This window comes from Sediminihabitans luteus, assembly GCF_002797595.1.
Classification (GTDB): Bacteria; Actinomycetota; Actinomycetes; order Actinomycetales; family Cellulomonadaceae; genus Paraoerskovia; species Paraoerskovia lutea.
Genome location: NZ_PGFE01000001.1, coordinates 879,258 through 894,207, shown reverse-complemented (window position 1 = coordinate 894,207; position 14,950 = coordinate 879,258). Strand labels below are relative to the sequence as shown.

Genomic DNA, 14,950 nt, shown 5'->3' with positions numbered 1-14,950 from the left:
CGTGGCACCTCGCGGAGATGGACGTCTCAACCACGACCTCATGCCCGGTGAGAAGGGCCCTCAGGACGCTTGCGGCGTCTTCGGGGTCTGGGCTCCCGGGGAAGAGGTCGCCAAGCTCGCATACTTCGGGCTCTACTCCCTGCAGCACCGGGGGCAGGAGTCCGCAGGCATCGCGACCAGCAACGGGGAGCAGATCCTCGTCTACAAGGACATGGGGCTCGTGTCCCAGGTCTTCGACGAGACCGCGCTCGACGCCCTGACGGGACACATCGCCGTCGGGCACTGCCGCTACTCGACCACGGGCGGCGTCACCTGGGAGAACGCGCAGCCCACGCTCGGCGCGACGACCGCCGGCACGGTCGCGCTCGGCCACAACGGCAACCTCACGAACTCCGCCGAGCTCGTCGACCTCGTCGCCGAGCGCTACGGCGCACAGCGTCGCGGCGAGCTCGCGCGCGGCAACACGACCGACACCGCTCTCATCACCGCCCTGTTCGCGGGCGACGCCGACCACACGCTCGAGGCGACCGCGCTCGAGGTGCTCCCGCGCCTGCGCGGCGCGTTCTCGCTCGTGTTCATGGACGAGCACACGCTGTACGCGGCGCGTGACCCGCAGGGCGTGCGCCCGCTCGTGCTCGGGCGGCTCGAGCGCGGCTGGGTCGTCGCCTCCGAGACCCCGGCCCTCGACATCGTGGGCGCGTCGTTCGTGCGCGAGATCGAGCCGGGCGAGCTCATCGCGATCGACGGCGACGGTCTGCGCTCGCAGCGGTTCGCGCCCGTCGAGCGTGCCGGCTGCGTGTTCGAGTACGTCTACCTCGCGCGCCCCGACACCGCGATCAACGGCCGTTCCGTGCACGCGGCGCGCGTCGAGATGGGCCGCCAGCTCGCCCGCGAGCACCACGTCGACGCCGACCTCGTGATCCCGGTGCCCGAGTCGGGCACGCCCGCCGCGGTCGGGTACGCCGCCGAGTCGGGCATCCCGTTCGGGCAGGGCCTGACCAAGAACGCGTACGTCGGGCGCACGTTCATCCAGCCGTCCGACACGCTCCGCCAGCTCGGGATCCGGCTCAAGCTCAACCCGCTGCGCGACGTGATCCGCGGCAAGCGCCTCGTCGTGGTCGACGACTCGATCGTGCGCGGCAACACCCAGCGCGCGCTCGTGCGGATGCTCCGCGAGGCCGGCGCCGCCGAGGTGCACGTGCGCATCAGCTCCCCGCCGGTCAAGTGGCCGTGCTTCTACGGCATCGACTTCGCGTCGCGCGCCGAGCTCATCGCGAACGGCCTGACCCCCGACGAGATCGGGGCCTCGCTCGGCGCGGACTCGCTCGGCTACATCTCCGAGGAGGGCATGATCGCTGCGACCGAGCAGCCCGCCTCGCAGCTGTGCACCGCGTGCTTCACGGGCACGTACCCGATCGAGCTGCCGCCCGAGGAGCAGCTCGGCAAGCACCTCCTCGAGCAGGCCGAGCTGCCGCTCGGCGCCCCCGAGGACGGCCTGCGCCACCTGAGCGTCGGCGCCGGGGGCGGCACCGCGCTCCAGCAGCCGTGAGCCTGCCGGCCGCCGCGACCACCGCCCGACCAGACGACAGCAGGAGACAGCACGTGACGAACGAGGGCCTGACCTACGCAGCAGCCGGGGTCGACACCGAGGCGGGCGACCGGGCCGTCGAGCTCATGAAGGACGCCGTGCGGCGCACCCAGGGCCCGGCCGTGCTCGGGGGCGTCGGCGGGTTCGCCGGGCTGTACGACTTCAGCGCCGTGCAGAAGTACCGCCGCCCGCTGCTCGCGACCTCGACCGACGGCGTCGGCACCAAGGTCGCGATCGCGCAGGCGCTCGACATCCACGACACCATCGGGTTCGACCTCGTGGGCATGGTCGTCGACGACATCGTCGTGGTCGGCGCCGAGCCGCTGTTCATGACCGACTACATCGCGTGCGGCAAGGTCGTGCCCGAGCGCATCGCCGACGTCGTGCGCGGCATCGCGGCGGCGTGCGAGGTCGCGGGCACCGCCCTCGTGGGCGGCGAGACCGCGGAGCACCCCGGGCTGCTCGGCGTCGACGAGTACGACGTCGCGGGCGCCGCGACCGGTGTGGTCGAGGCCGACGACCTGCTCGGCCCCGAGCGCGTGCGCGCGGGCGACGTGCTGATCGGCCTCGCCGCCTCGGGCCTGCACTCGAACGGGTTCTCACTCGTGCGCGCCGTGATCAACCACGCCGGCTGGGGCCTCGAGCGCGAGGTCGAGGAGTTCGGCCGCACCCTCGGCGAGGAGCTCCTCACCCCGACCCGCGTCTACGCGAGCGACTGCCTCGCCCTCGCCCGCGACGAGGCCGCGCAGGTGCACGCTTACACGCACGTGACCGGTGGTGGGCTCGCGGCGAACCTCGCGCGCGTGCTCCCGCAGGGCCTCGTCGCGACCGTCGACCGGGCGAGCTGGGAGGTCCCGGCGGTGTTCCAGGTCGTCCGCGAGCTCGGTGGCGTGCCGCGCACCGACCTCGAGAACACCCTCAACCTGGGTGTCGGCATGGTCGCGGTCGTCGGGGCGGACGGCGTGGACGCCGCCCTCGCGCGCTGCGCGGCCCTCGGCCTGCCGGCCTGGGTGCTCGGCCAGGTCGACGAGCTCGCCGACGATGCGGACCGGTCCGGCCTCGTCGCCGGCACCAAGGGCGTGACCGCGGGCGCCGTGCGCCTGGTCAACGACTACCGCTGACGCGCACGGTCGCCGGCGGTCACGATCGCCAGCGGTCACTGGCGGCGACGACCTCACCGCACGACGATCGCCCGGCGGCGGGCAGCCGCCCGCCGCGCCGGGGCGATCGCCCGACGGCGATGTTCAGCTCGTGGCGCGATGACCGCTGCTGGCACGCCGGTCAGCCGACAGATCGATGACCTCACAGCGCGACGACCTCACCGCACGACGATCGCCCGGCGGCGGAACAGGTGTTCCGCGCACCGGGCGTCGGGTTCGTGCATGGCCCCGCGCGAGCGGGGGTGTGGGGAGCGTCAGCGCTCGTCGGACCAGTTCGCGTAGCCCTGGTCGTCGTCGTCATCGTCCGCGGAGTACCGCGACTCGGTCACGACGTCGGTGTTGGGATGGGACAGTTCACGCTCGAGCGCCGCATAGTTGGTCTCGGGGCTGTAGTACTTCAGCTCCCGTGCGACCTTGGTGTGCTTTGCCTTCTGACGGCCGCGGCCCATGGCTCCGACCCCCCTCAACTAGGAGCGGGGCGGCAACGTGCTGTCACGTGCGGCCCCGGAGTGTTCTGTACGTCTGTTCGCTGGCAACGATACAACCTCCCGGGGGATTCTCTCCACCTGATGACCACGCCTGGGACGCGGCTCACACGCCCGGAAGGGCCCGGAACCCCCGAGATCCGCGGAATGTGAGCACTCTTACAGGGCAATACCGTCCTATTTCACCCTGTTCCCAAGTCGTGGAATTGCCCCATCCTGTGACAATGGATGGACTGGCACGAACTGTCATGTCGTCCGGCGCCTCAGCTGGAGCAGTTCGCGGCCGCGAGGAGGTGCAGCGTATGTCTGTGCATGGCGACTCCGAAGTCCTGCTCACGCCGGCCGAGGTGGCCAGCCTGTTCCGGGTCGACCCGAAGACCGTCACACGATGGGCGAAGGCTGGAAAGCTCTCGTCGATCCGGACGCTCGGTGGTCACCGCCGCTACAAGGAGTCCGAGGTTCGGGCGCTCCTGGGTGCGGCGAGCGAGGAGATGAAGAAGTCCGACGACTGACGTCGCGCGCGGCCCGGCGACGGGGATCGCGCCGGGCGCGACGTCAGACGTCACGGCCGGGCCCCACGGGTCCGGCGGAGCTTCACCAGGCGAGGGGAACGAGCGGGTCCGGCTGACCGGATCCGCTGATTCGTGCTGCCACGACGGACCGTGGTGCCAGGACGGACCGTGCTGGATGGGCAGCCGGACGACGGCGCGAGCACTCGGGTGGAGACGCGACGTGCGAGACCGCGTCGACCAGCGACGCAGTGTCGCAGCGCGAGAACCGCAGGCGCCGTGGACTTCCCGCCGTGGCCGATGATCCGATCCGTGCAGCGGCCGACGTGCGGTCGATCGGCTCAGCGGCCGAGCCCTGCAGCGCGTGAGCCTGCGGAGTCAGCGTCGTGCGCGCAGCACCACGACGGCGGCGAGCACCACGACACCCAGGGCTGCACCGAGCGCGACCTTGACGTTGCGGGCGCGCGAGCCGTCGGCGGGCAGCCCCCCACCGGTCACGAACGTGCGCGTGTCGTCGACGGCGGCCTTGGCCGAGCCGGCGACGTTCTTGGCCTGCACCCGCGGGTCGAGGCGGGCGGTCAGCTCGTCCACCGTGCGGGCTAGCTCGGCGCGCGTGCGGCGGATCTCGGCCTCGATGGCCTCCTGCTGGGCGCTCATGCGGTCTTCTCCCCAGGGTTCGAGGCGGACGTCGTCGACGTGGTGCCGGTCGACGCGGTTCCCGGCGTCGGCTTCGCGGTGCTTGCGGAGGACGCAGGCTTTGCGGACGCCTTCGCGGACGCGGTCGGCGTCGCCGAGGCGGAGGTCCCGCCCTTGAGCGTCGCGATGTCGTCCTTGATGCTCTGCATCGCGGCCTCGGGCGTCGGCGGCATGCCGCGCTTGAGCTGCGCCTTGCCGACGAGCGCCATGATCGCGATCACGACGAGCAGCGCGACGCCGAGGATCAGCGCGGCGAGCCATGGTGCGAACGCCTCGGCGAGTCCGGCGAACGCGGCGTACAGCAGCCACCCGAGCGCGTACAGCGCGAGGACGCCGGCGACGACGAAGAGTCCGATCGCGATGCCCGCGTGCGTGAGCTTGGTCGTCAGCTCGGCCTTGACCAGGGCGATCTCGGACCGCACCAGGCGCGTCGTCTGCTCGGTGAGCTTCTCGACGAGCTGGCCGATCGACGGTCGGGGCGGCTCGTGTCCGTCGTCCCAGTCGCTCATGTCTCACCTCTTCCTCGGCGTGGATCTGTCCCCACTCAACAGTGAAGGTTTGGTCGCCGCAACTCACCGCGCCACGCGGCCCGGTCGGGGCGACGTGAGGCCGCGCACACCGCCGTCCGACAGGGGCTGTCCCGGGACGCGAGAAACCCCCAGGTCGATGACCTGGGGGTTTCGGTGGTGGCTCCGACCGGCGTCGATCCGGTGACCTTTCGATTTTCAGTCGAACGCTCTACCAACTGAGCTACAGAGCCCTGACACGAACGCCCGGTCATGATGACCGGGCGGATGTGCAGTGCGACCCTGACGGGACTTGAACCCGCGACCTCCGCCGTGACAGGGCGGCGCGCTAACCAACTGCGCTACAGGGCCTTGCTGATCCGTTTCCGAACCGTGAGAACCTTACCCCACCCTCGCGGCGAATCTGAAATCCGCTCGGTGTGAGGCCGGTCCCATGTGGTGCTGCGTACCCCCAACGGGATTCGAACCCGTGCTACCGCCGTGAAAGGGCGGGGTCCTGGGCCGCTAGACGATGGGGGCTGGACTGGCCGGGACAAGCATACGGTGGGCGCCCGCAGCCGCGCAAAGACGCGTCCCCGGGCGTGCGGGGCGGTCGTCCGTCACGCCGTCGGATGGGGCAGGATGGCGTGCGTGGTGGAGATGACGCGCGAGGCGTTCGAGGAGGCCGTCGGCGACGGCCTCGACCTGGTGCCGCCCGAGCTCGCGGCGCGCATGGACAACGTGGTCGTGCTGGTCGAGGACGACGCGCCCGACGACGACCCCGAGCTGCTCGGTCTGTACGAAGGGGTGCCGCTGACCGAGCGGGACGGCGGGTGGGCCGCGGGGTCGCTGCCCGACCGCATCACGATCTTCCGCAACCCGACGCTCGCGATCTGCGACACGATCGAGGAGGTCGTGGAGGAGGTCGCCGTGACGGTCGTGCACGAGATCGCGCACCACTTCGGGATCGACGACGACCGTCTGCACGCGCTCGGCTGGGGCTGAGCCGCAATCCCGGACAAGAGCGAACATGAATGCACAGAATCGCTCACTCGCGCTAGGATCCGTGACATGACGATTCTGGTGACGGGCGGGGCGGGGTACATCGGCGCTCACGTGGTGAGGCTCCTGCAGGAGCGCGGTGACGACGTCGTCGTCGTGGACGACCTCAGCACGGGGCGCGCCGAGCGGGTCGAGGGCGCGACGCTCGTCGAGGTCGACGTGTCCGCGCCGGAGGCCGTCGAGGTGCTCGAGCGGGTCATGCGAGAGCGCGCGGTCACCGCCGTCGTCCACTTCGCCGGGCGCAAGCAGGTCGGCGAGTCGGTCGAGAGGCCGGCCTGGTACTACCAGCAGAACGTGGGGGGCTTCACTAACCTGGTCACGGCCATGGAGTCGGCCGGGGTGGACCGGCTGGTGTTCTCGTCGAGCGCGACGCTCTACGGCAACCAGGCCTCGGCGATCCTGGACGAGAAGCTCCACACCGAGACGTTGAACCCCTACGGGGAGACCAAGCTCGCGGGGGAGTGGCTCGGCCGCGCCGCGTCGCGCGCCTGGGGCCTGCGCTTCGTCGCGCTGCGCTACTTCAACGTCGCCGGCGCAGGCTGGCCCGAGCTCGGTGACCCGGCGATCCTCAACCTCGTGCCGATGGTCCTCGACCGCCTCGAGCGGGGCGAGCGGCCGAAGATCTTCGGCGACGACTACCCGACCGCCGACGGCACGTGCGTCCGTGACTACGTGCACGTGCTGGATCTCGCGCACGCGCACCTCGCGGCTCTCGACCACCTCGGCGAGGACGACCGCCCGTTCGACGTGTTCAACGTGGGGACGGGGACCGGCTCGTCGGTGCGCGAGGTGATCGAGGCGGTCGGCCGGGCGAGCGGACTCGACGTGACCGCGGACGTCGTCGAGCGGCGCCCCGGCGACCCAGCTCGCCTCGTCGCCTCGGTCGAGCGCATCGAGCAGGTGCTCGGGTGGCGCGCGAGCTACGCGCTCGACGAGATCGTCGCCTCCGCCTGGGAGGCCTGGCAGCAGGGCCCGCGGCCGATCGATCTGCCTGCCGGCTGACGTGCCGTGCTGCCCCCGGCCTGATTACTCAGTATGCTGAGCATTCACGAGAGGGGTGGTGCGGGTGCTCGAGCAGGATGTCCGACGGCGCGTCCGACCTGCGCGGTCCGACGTGGCGTCGGCGGTCGACCAGGCGATGGGGCGCGTCCGTGCGTCCGGCGTGCTCTACGTCGAGGGTGCCCGACGCCGCGCGCTGGCCCTGGACCCGCGCGCCGCGCAGCTCTGGGCCGACCTCGGTGACCAGGTGGGCGGCAAGATGCTGCGCCCGCGCCTCACGCTCGCGGCCTACCTCGGCCTCGGTGGGGACGACCTCGACGCGGTCGTCCCCGTCGCGCTCGCGCAGGAGATCCTGCACACCGCCATGCTCGTGCACGACGACGTGCTCGACCACGACGACGTCCGGCGCGGGCGGCCCAACATCGCCGGTGCCACGCGCGCCCGCCTCGCCGCCGAGGGCGTCGCGCCCGAGGTCGCACGCGCCCAGGGCGACGCCGCGGCGCTGCTCGGGGGCGACCTCGCGATCGCCGCGGCGGTCGACGTCGTCCTGCGCGCCCCGCTTGCGCCCGCCGTCGCGACCGAGGTAGTCGGTCTCCTGGTCCGTTCGATCCACACGACCGTCGCGGGCGAGCTCCTCGACGTCGCGGCGTCGTCCGAGCTCCCGGGCCGCACCGACGCGCTGCTCGTCGCCGAGCTCAAGACCGCGACCTACACGTGCGTCGTCCCGCTGCTCGCCGGCGCGGCGCTCGCGGGCGCGTCCGCGGAGGCCAGAGACGCGCTGACCACCTACGGTCTGCACATGGGTGTCGCCTTCCAGCTCGTCGACGACGAGCTCGGCGTGCTCGGGGACCCCGCCGTGACCGGCAAGTCGGTGCTCTCCGACCTGCGCGAGGGCAAGCGGACGCACCTGGTCGCGCTCGCCCACGCGCTCGCGGACGACGCCCAGCGGCGCACGCTCGATGCCCACCTCGGCCGGCCCGACCTTGACGCCACCGACGCGGCCCGGGTCTGCGCCGTCCTGCGCGCGACGGGCGCCGTCGACGCGCTGCACCGCGAGGTCGACGCCCGCGTCGCCGCGGCCACGGTCGCGCTCGACAGCCTCCCCGCCCCCCTGCGCGACCACCTCGCCGAGCGTGCCCGCACGCTCGTGGAGCGGTCCGCGTGAGCCGCGCGGTGGGAGCGGCGCTCTACGACCGGGCCGCGTACCGCGCGAGCCACGGCGTGCTCGCGGAGTACTCGACGTCGTTCGGCCTCGGAGCGCGCCTGCTGGGTCGTCGCGCCCGCGCGCACATCGACGCGGTGTACGGGCTCGTGCGCGTCGCCGACGAGATCGTCGACACGCGCCTCGGGCCCGACGCCGCGCAGGCGCTCGACGCGCTCGAGGCGGAGGCCCGCGCGGCGCTCGTGAGCGGCTGGTCGGCCAACCTCGTGGTGCACGCGTTCGCGCGCACCGCCGCCGAGGTGGGCATCGACCGCAGCACGCTCGACCCGTTCTTCGCGTCCATGCGCGCCGACCTCACCGTGCTCGTGCACGACAAGGCGAGCTACGAGCGCTACGTGTACGGCTCGGCCGAGGTGGTCGGGCTCATGTGCCTCGCGGTATTCCTCGCGGTCGAGCGGCCCGAGGGCGCGCCCGTCGTGACTCCCGACGCGGAGCTCGTGCGCGGGGCGCGCGCCCTCGGGGCGGCGTTCCAGAAGATCAACTTCCTGCGCGACCTACGGGCCGACTACGCCGACCTCGGCCGCTGCTACTTCCCTGGCGTCACGCCCGAGACGCTCGACGACGCCTGCCTCGCGGTGTTGCTCGCCGAGATCCGGGACGACGTCGAGGTCGCCCGGACGAGCATGCCCGGGCTGCCGCGCCGCGCCCGCGCCGCCGTCGCGGCGACCCTCGCGCTCTACGACCGCCTGCTCGTGCGGCTCGCCGCGACCCCGCCCACCGAGCTCCTGACCCGCCGCGTGCGCGTCCCCGACGCCGAGAAGGCGCTCGTGGCCGGACGCGCCGCGGTGCGCGAGCTCGTGCGGGTGCACGCGTGAGCCGCCGGGCGGCTGCGTCTCACGGGGGCAGCACGCACGCGGGCGGTACGCACGGAGAGGCTCTGCGCGTCGTGGTCGTCGGCGGTGGCGTCGCGGGCCTCGCGACCGCGGCCCTGCTCGCGCACGGCGGCGCACAGGTCACGGTCGTCGAGCGGGGCGAGAGCGTCGGCGGGCGGGCGGGCACGCTCGAGGTCGACGGGTTCCGGTTCGACACGGGACCGTCGTGGTACTTCATGCCCGAGGTGTTCGAGCACTACTTCGCGATGCTCGGCGAGGACGTCGCCGACCACCTCGACCTCGTGCCGCTCGACCCCGGCTACCGCGTGTTCTTCGAGCCCTCGGGCGACGGACCGAGCACGGGCGACGACCGCCTCGACGTGACGCGCGACCCGGTCGCCAACGCCGCGACGTTCGACCGGCTCGAACCGGGCGCGGGCGAACGCGTGACCGCGTACGCGCGACGCGCGAGCGAGGCCTACCGGCTCGCGCTCGACCACTTCCTCTACACGACGTTCGCGCGCCTCGACCGCGCGGTCGACGGTGCCGTGCTGCGCCGTCTGCCCCGGCTCGCGACCCTCCTGACCCGCACGCTCGCGCAGGAGGCCGCACGCGCCGTCCGCGACCCCCGGCTGCGCCAGGTGCTCGGATACCACGCGGTGTTCCTCGGATCGTCGCCCTACCGGGTGCCCGCGCTGTACAGCCTCATGAGCCACCTCGACCTCGTCGACGGGGTGCAGTACCCGCGCGGTGGCATGTACACGCTCGTCGAGGCGCTCGAACGCCTCGCGCGCGAGCGGGGCGTGACGATCCGTACCTCGACCGAGGTCGAGGAGATCCTCGTCGACGCGCCCGAGGACCCCGACGGCCGCCCGCGCCGGGATGCGTTCCGTCGAGTCGGGCTGCGTCACCTCGGACGGCGGCCCCGCGGTCGTGCCCGGGGCGTGCGGCTCGCCGGTGGCGAGGAGCTCGCCGCCGACGTCGTCGTCTCGGCCGCCGACCTGCACCACACCGAGACGGCGCTGCTCCCGCAGCGGTACGCCGACCTGCCGGCGCCCACGTGGGACCGCTCGGGCCCCGGGATCTCCGCGATGCTCGTCATGGCGGGCGTGCGCGGCGAGCTGCCCGAGCTCGCGCACCACTCGCTGTTCTTCACGCGCGACTGGCCCGGCAACTTCGCCGCGGTGCTCGGCGACGACCGCGCCTCCGCCGTCCGCGGCCTCGACGTGCCCTCGCCCGCGTCGCTCTACGTGTCGCGGACGTCGGCCACCGACCACGCCGGGACCGCGCGGCCCGCCGCCCCGGCCGGCCACGAGAACCTGTTCGTGCTCGTGCCGTTCCCGGCCGACGAGAGCCTCGGGGCCGACGACGCCTCGCAGGAGAGGCTCGAACGGCTCGCCGACGCCGCGCTCGACCAGGTCGCGGCGTGGGCCGGCGTCGACGACCTGCGCGAACGCGTGGTCACGCGGCGCGTCGTCGGGCCCGCGCACTTCCACGAGACGTTCCACGCGTGGCGCGGGACCGCGCTCGGCATGGAGCACACGCTGCGCCAGTCGGCCATGTTCCGGCCCGGGAACGCCTCGCGGCGCGTCGAAGGGCTCTACCGCGCGGGCAGCGGCACCGTCCCCGGCGTCGGCCTGCCCATGTGCGTGATCAGCGCCGAGCTCGTCGCCAAGCGGCTGCTCGGCGAGACGTCCGCGCGCCCCCTGCCCGTGCCCCTGCGACGCGGCTACCTGGGGGTGCGTGGGTGAGCCTCGACCTCACGGGCCTGGCGTACCTCACGGCGCTCGCGGTCTCGCTCGGCGGGCTCGCGCTGATCGACCGGCGGCTGCGGCTCGCGTTCTGGCACGCGCCGCGGCGCAGCGCGGTCGTGCTGCTCGTCGCGGTCGTCGTGTTCCTCGCGTGGGACGTCGCCGGGCTCGCCCTCGGGATCTTCGCGCGCGGCGACTCGCCCCACCAGACGGGTCTGCTGCTCGCGCCCGAGCTGCCGGTCGAGGAGGCCGTGTTCCTGACCCTCCTGTCGTACACGACGCTGCTCGCGTGGCGCGGCACGGACCGCTGGTGGCGCCGGCGGCAGGGCGTCGGGGAGGACGCAGCGGACGGCGGCGGTGCTGGCGACGGCGGTGCTGGCGGCGGCGCGAAGCCGGACGTGGGGGGTGCGGCGTGACCAACGTGGTGCTCAACATCGTCGTGGTCGGGGTGCTCGCGCTCGTGTGCGTCCCGGTGATCCTCCGGCGACCGCGCGGGACGCGGCTCGTCCCGCTGCTCGTCGCGGCGGGCGTCATGTGCGCGCTCACGCTCGTGTTCGACACGATCATGATCGACGTCGGCCTCTACACGTTCGACCCCGACAAGATCCTCGGCGTGTGGCTCTGGGGAGCTCCGCTCGAGGACTTCTTCTACCCGGTCGCGGCGGTGCTCATGGTGCCGGCGCTGTGGACGTGGCTCGAGCGTCGGGGCCGTCGGACGGCGCGCGAGGAGCGGGCGGCGGGCCGGTCGCAGGACGACGAGCCGGACGGCGTCGGCGCGCGCGACGGGTACGGCGCGCTGGAGACCGTGCGCGCGGTGCTCGCCGCGTCGCGGCCCTTCTCGTGGGTCAACACCGCGTACCCCTTCGCCGCGGGATACCTCGTGGCCACGGGCGGCCGGGTCGACGCCGCGCTCGTCGTCGGCACCCTGTACTTCCTGGTGCCATACAACGTGCTCATGTACGGCATCAACGACGTGTTCGACTACGAGTCCGACCTGCGCAACCCGCGCAAGGGTGGGATCGAGGGCGCGCTCGTGGCGCCCGAGCGCGCACGCACGCTGCACCGGCGGATCCTGTGGGCGACGGTCGTGACCAACGTGCCGTTCCTGGCACTGCTCGTCGCGTGGGGCGACCTCGCCGCGAACCTGGTGCTCGCGGTCGTGGTGTTCCTCGTGATCGCCTACTCGGCGCCCGTGCTGCGGTTCAAGGAGCGTGCGTTCGTCGACTCGTTCACGTCAGCGATGCACTTCGTCGGTCCGCTGCTCTACGCGCTCGTGCTCGTCGACGCCCCGCTCGACGCGCGCAGCACCTGGCCGGTGCTCGTCGCCTTCGTGCTCTGGGGCGCCGCGTCGCAGGCGTTCGGCGCCGTGCAGGACGTGCGCGCCGACCGTGCGGCCGGCCTCGGATCGGTCGCGACCGTGATCGGGGCGCGGGCGACGGTGCTCGTCGCGGCCGGCGCCTACGTCGTCGCGGCGCTCGTGCTCCTCGTGCTCGGCTGGCCGGGCGCGCTCGCGGCGATCCTGCCGCTGCCCTACGCGGTCAACGTGCTGCGGTTCCGACGCCTCACCGACGACGACGCGGAACGCGCCAACGCCGGGTGGCGCGCGTTCCTGTGGCTCAATCTCGTGACCGGGTTCTGCGTGACCATGCTGCTCATCGCAGCGAACTGGCCCTGATCAGTCGTTCGTGCCGAACTCCCAGTGCCACGGCTCGGCCTTCGAGCCGCCCGCCCGCGCCCACGAAGGGTTGTCCCACCCGAAGGCGGGGGCGTTCGCCAGCAGCCACACGTACTCGGCCGAGCCGTAGCCGCCGATGCTGAGGTCGACAGCGACCGCGTCACCATGGTTCGAGGTGCCGGGCGTGGCCGCGAGGTAGCCCTTGGCCGCCTTGGTCGACACCTGGGCTGCGTACGAGCGATAGGTCGAGTTGATCGCGAGGTGCCCGCCGAACTGGTTCGCGTACGCCGCGTCGAGGTCCTCGAGGGCCGCCGCCGCGTCGCACCGCAGCAGGACGGACGCGTCGAACGACACGTCGCACAGGAGGTTGCTCGGGATCTCGCCGTTGCCGTACGCGGCGGCCTGGGCCGACAGGTCGGCGATGCGGGCCGCCTCGGCCTCCGCGGCAGCCTTCGCCTCGGCCGCCTCCTGGGCGGCGATCTCCTCGGGCGTCGGGCCGGCGATCACGACCGGAGTGCTCGCGTCCTCGGCCTGGTCGAGCACCGCGGTGAGCTCGGTCGTCGCGACGGCGAGCTCGTCGGCCTGCGGCAAGGTCTCGACGACCTCGGTGAGGACCTCCTCGTCCGCAGGCGCGGAGTCGTCGGTCGCGTCGGCCAGCGCGGAGTCGACGACGGTCGAGCCGGTCTCCGGGGCCTCGTCAGTGCGCGCCCCGGCCGTCAGGTCGGCGATCTCCTGTGCGACCTCGGTGGTCGGGTCGGTCGTCGGGTCGGTGGCGGACGACTCGGTGGCGGACGACGTCGTGGCGGACGACGCGGCCGCCTCGGTCGTGGCGGGCTCCATGGTCGTCGTGGTCGCGGACGTGACGGGCTCCGCCGAGTGGTCGCCCTCCGCCGACGCGGCCAGCACCGGCGTCGCGTCGGCGACCTCGGCGGCGAGGGACTCGACCTCGGCCTGCGCCTGCGTGATCTCGGTGCGCGTCGCTGCGTCGACGTGCTCGGAGTCCGCAAGGTACGCGGCCCGGTCGACCTCGGCGGTCGCCTCGTCGACGAGCTCGCTCGCGACCTCGACGTGCTCCTCGGAGACATGCTGCCCGGTCTGCGACGTGACGAGGTCGGCGGCCGCGGCGTCGGGCGACTGCTGGGGGGCCATGGCGGCGGTGCCGGCCGAGGTGATGATGACGGCTGCGACGCCCGCGGTGATGCCGGTCGACCGTCGTCGGCGCATCACGATGGTGCGGGACGCCGCGCGGCGACCTTCGCGGCTCGTCGCGCCGTCCTCGCGGGAGTCGGTGCTGGTGGTCGCGCGGCGGTCGTCGCGGGAGCGCGCACCCCTCGTGCGGGAGGTCGCGTCGGCGCGGTGGCGGCCTGGCGTCGAGCCTCGGCGTGCCGGGTCGGTCATGGGTGCGGGGTCGGTCACGGGTGCCGTGGCGTTCACAGGTGCCGGGGTGTTCTCGGGCGATGGGCTGGTTCCGGGTGGGGTGGTCACGCAGGGGGTCCGTCCGTCGGGGCATGGCATGAGCCCGCGACGCCGAACACAAGGGGGGGGACAGTTCGTCGTCGCGGGCTCGAGATCCATCCTGCTCCCCGAGCCTGGGCGTCCCGTCAGCACGGGGAGAAGGTTCCTCGCCGGTCCCGTGGTGGGCTCGTGCGGCACCTGTGGAGATCGGTGCGAACAGGGTCCGCCCGCCGTGCGGGGCGACCTGGTCGTCGCTACCTTCCCGCCCCTCGGTGGTCCTGCGCCGACGTCCGCGACCTCCGGTGGTCCTGGCCGGAGGTTCCCGCCCCTCGGGACGCCGAGTCCCACGCCATCGGTCCCGCGGGCGCGGCGGGCCGCGCGGAGCGTTGACTCGTCGCATGACGACACCATCCCCGGACGGCGGCTCCGTGACGCGCACCGTCACGGTCTCCGTGCACCGCCGTGTGAGCCCCGAGCACGTGCCCGAGGCGACCCGGTGGGTCCAGGCGGGCGTGAACCTCGCGAACCGCTACCCGGGGTTCCTCGGGTCGGGCTGGGTGCGCGACGGCGAGGACTCGCACGACTGGCACCTGCTCTACCGGTTCGCCGACGCCGCGCGGCTCGCCGCATGGGAGACGTCGGACGAGCGCGCGGCCTGGCTCGCGCGCGGCCGTGGCCTGGTCGAGGAGCAGAGGGTCGTCCGCCGCACCGGCATCGAAGGGTGGTTCGACGCGCCCGCGCGCGAGGACGACGCCCCGCCCGCCGTCGTCGTCCCTCCGCGATGGAAGCAGTCCGTGTCGATCTGGCTCGCGTTCTTCCCGCTCAACCTGCTCGTGACGGTCCTGCTCGGGCACGTCGACGGGTTCGAGGACGTGCCCGTGGTGCTGCGCGTGCTCGGCACGACCCTGCTGCTCACGCCGATCATGACGTACCTGCTCATCCCGTGGGTCACGCGGCTGCTGCGCCCGTGGCTCACGGCGCCGCGCAGGACGTGACCCGACGCACGCCCGGGGACCACGGTCTCAGGTCG

Annotated in this window: 15 protein-coding genes and 3 tRNA genes; 11 read left to right on the top strand and 7 right to left on the bottom strand. The window is 73.1% G+C overall.

The features are described 5' to 3' along the window. The first annotated feature begins 1 nt into the window (after position 1). A complete protein-coding gene (gene purF, locus CLV28_RS04150; protein ID WP_100421960.1) occupies positions 2 to 1,549 on the top strand; it encodes an amidophosphoribosyltransferase in 1,548 nt (515 codons plus the stop codon). Positions 1,550 to 1,602: 53 nt separating this feature from the next. Next, a complete protein-coding gene (purM, locus tag CLV28_RS04145; protein ID WP_100421959.1) occupies positions 1,603 to 2,709 on the top strand; it encodes a phosphoribosylformylglycinamidine cyclo-ligase in 1,107 nt (368 codons plus the stop codon). Between the two features lie 293 nt (positions 2,710 to 3,002). On the opposite strand, the gene CLV28_RS04140 is transcribed toward purM, so the two are convergent. Continuing rightward, on the bottom strand, positions 3,003 to 3,197 hold the full coding sequence (locus tag CLV28_RS04140) for a DUF3073 domain-containing protein (RefSeq protein ID WP_100421958.1): 195 nt from the start codon (positions 3,195 to 3,197) through the stop codon (positions 3,003 to 3,005). Positions 3,198 to 3,535: 338 nt separating this feature from the next. Between CLV28_RS04140 and CLV28_RS04135 the strand changes: the two genes are divergently transcribed. After that, complete coding sequence (locus CLV28_RS04135; RefSeq protein WP_100421957.1) at positions 3,536 to 3,745, top strand: BldC family transcriptional regulator; 210 nt, start codon at positions 3,536 to 3,538, stop codon at positions 3,743 to 3,745. A 375-nt stretch (positions 3,746 to 4,120) separates the two neighbouring features. Here the strand turns inward: CLV28_RS04135 and CLV28_RS04130 are convergent, their stop codons facing one another. The 5 genes from CLV28_RS04130 to CLV28_RS04110 form a co-directional block, all read right to left on the bottom strand. Further along, the gene (locus CLV28_RS04130) at positions 4,121 to 4,399 is read right to left on the bottom strand and encodes a DUF3618 domain-containing protein (protein ID WP_100421956.1); all 279 of its coding nucleotides are present in this window, start codon (positions 4,397 to 4,399) and stop codon (positions 4,121 to 4,123) included. Beyond that, positions 4,396 to 4,947, bottom strand: coding sequence for a phage holin family protein (locus tag CLV28_RS04125; RefSeq protein ID WP_100421955.1), 552 nt, complete (start codon positions 4,945 to 4,947; stop codon positions 4,396 to 4,398). Before CLV28_RS04125 ends, CLV28_RS04130 begins: the two co-directional genes overlap by 4 nt. Before the next feature lie 175 nt (positions 4,948 to 5,122). After that, a tRNA-Phe gene (locus CLV28_RS04120) sits at positions 5,123 to 5,198 on the bottom strand. 44 nt (positions 5,199 to 5,242) lie between these two features. After that, positions 5,243 to 5,316 (bottom strand) — tRNA-Asp (locus tag CLV28_RS04115). Between the two features lie 95 nt (positions 5,317 to 5,411). Then, positions 5,412 to 5,484, bottom strand: a tRNA-Glu gene (locus CLV28_RS04110). Positions 5,485 to 5,586: 102 nt separating this feature from the next. On the opposite strand from CLV28_RS04110, the gene CLV28_RS04105 reads away from it, so the two are divergent. From CLV28_RS04105 to CLV28_RS04080, 7 genes are all read left to right on the top strand, one after another. Beyond that, the gene (locus tag CLV28_RS04105) at positions 5,587 to 5,949 is read left to right on the top strand and encodes a metallopeptidase family protein (protein WP_100421954.1); all 363 of its coding nucleotides are present in this window, start codon (positions 5,587 to 5,589) and stop codon (positions 5,947 to 5,949) included. Positions 5,950 to 6,015: 66 nt separating this feature from the next. Next, a complete protein-coding gene (gene galE / locus CLV28_RS04100; RefSeq protein WP_100421953.1) occupies positions 6,016 to 7,008 on the top strand; it encodes a UDP-glucose 4-epimerase GalE in 993 nt (330 codons plus the stop codon). A 136-nt stretch (positions 7,009 to 7,144) separates the two neighbouring features. Beyond that, the gene (locus tag CLV28_RS15970) at positions 7,145 to 8,170 is read left to right on the top strand and encodes a polyprenyl synthetase family protein (protein WP_157802487.1); all 1,026 of its coding nucleotides are present in this window, start codon (positions 7,145 to 7,147) and stop codon (positions 8,168 to 8,170) included. Continuing rightward, positions 8,167 to 9,042 (top strand): phytoene/squalene synthase family protein, encoded by an 876-nt coding sequence (locus CLV28_RS15965; protein ID WP_157802486.1) that lies wholly within the window; start codon positions 8,167 to 8,169, stop codon positions 9,040 to 9,042. Before CLV28_RS15970 ends, CLV28_RS15965 begins: the two co-directional genes overlap by 4 nt. A gap of 71 nt (positions 9,043 to 9,113) precedes the next feature. Continuing rightward, positions 9,114 to 10,790, top strand: coding sequence for a phytoene desaturase family protein (gene crtI, locus CLV28_RS15960; RefSeq protein ID WP_239073130.1), 1,677 nt, complete (start codon positions 9,114 to 9,116; stop codon positions 10,788 to 10,790). Then, positions 10,787 to 11,206 carry a lycopene cyclase domain-containing protein gene (locus tag CLV28_RS04085; protein ID WP_100421951.1) on the top strand — a complete coding sequence of 140 codons (420 nt, stop codon included), beginning with the start codon at positions 10,787 to 10,789 and terminating at the stop codon, positions 11,204 to 11,206. The genes crtI and CLV28_RS04085 overlap by 4 nt, the downstream gene beginning before the upstream one ends. Next, positions 11,203 to 12,465: a prenyltransferase gene (locus tag CLV28_RS04080; protein WP_100421950.1), complete on the top strand. Its 1,263-nt coding sequence runs from the start codon at positions 11,203 to 11,205 to the stop codon at positions 12,463 to 12,465. The genes CLV28_RS04085 and CLV28_RS04080 overlap by 4 nt, the downstream gene beginning before the upstream one ends. Here CLV28_RS04080 and CLV28_RS04075 read toward each other — a convergent pair whose 3' ends face one another. Continuing rightward, positions 12,466 to 13,899, bottom strand: coding sequence for a M15 family metallopeptidase (locus CLV28_RS04075; RefSeq protein WP_100421949.1), 1,434 nt, complete (start codon positions 13,897 to 13,899; stop codon positions 12,466 to 12,468). A 419-nt stretch (positions 13,900 to 14,318) separates the two neighbouring features. Between CLV28_RS04075 and CLV28_RS04070 the strand changes: the two genes are divergently transcribed. After that, positions 14,319 to 14,915, top strand: a complete 597-nt coding sequence (locus tag CLV28_RS04070) for an antibiotic biosynthesis monooxygenase (protein ID WP_100421948.1) — start codon at positions 14,319 to 14,321, stop codon at positions 14,913 to 14,915. Positions 14,916 to 14,950: the final 35 nt, after the last annotated feature.

Excerpts from the sequence above, each read along its gene's own strand:
- CLV28_RS04140 (WP_100421958.1), bottom strand. The coding sequence starts at position 3,197 with ATGGGCCGCGGCCGTCAGAAGGCAAAGCACACCAAGGTCGCACGGGAG.
- CLV28_RS04135 (WP_100421957.1), top strand. The coding sequence starts at position 3,536 with ATGTCTGTGCATGGCGACTCCGAAGTCCTGCTCACGCCGGCCGAGGTG.
- CLV28_RS04130 (WP_100421956.1), bottom strand. The coding sequence starts at position 4,399 with ATGAGCGCCCAGCAGGAGGCCATCGAGGCCGAGATCCGCCGCACGCGC.
- CLV28_RS04125 (WP_100421955.1), bottom strand. The coding sequence starts at position 4,947 with ATGAGCGACTGGGACGACGGACACGAGCCGCCCCGACCGTCGATCGGC.
- CLV28_RS04105 (WP_100421954.1), top strand. The coding sequence starts at position 5,587 with ATGGCGTGCGTGGTGGAGATGACGCGCGAGGCGTTCGAGGAGGCCGTC.
- galE (WP_100421953.1), top strand. The coding sequence starts at position 6,016 with ATGACGATTCTGGTGACGGGCGGGGCGGGGTACATCGGCGCTCACGTG.
- CLV28_RS15970 (WP_157802487.1), top strand. The coding sequence starts at position 7,145 with ATGGGGCGCGTCCGTGCGTCCGGCGTGCTCTACGTCGAGGGTGCCCGA.
- CLV28_RS04070 (WP_100421948.1), top strand. The coding sequence starts at position 14,319 with ATGACGACACCATCCCCGGACGGCGGCTCCGTGACGCGCACCGTCACG.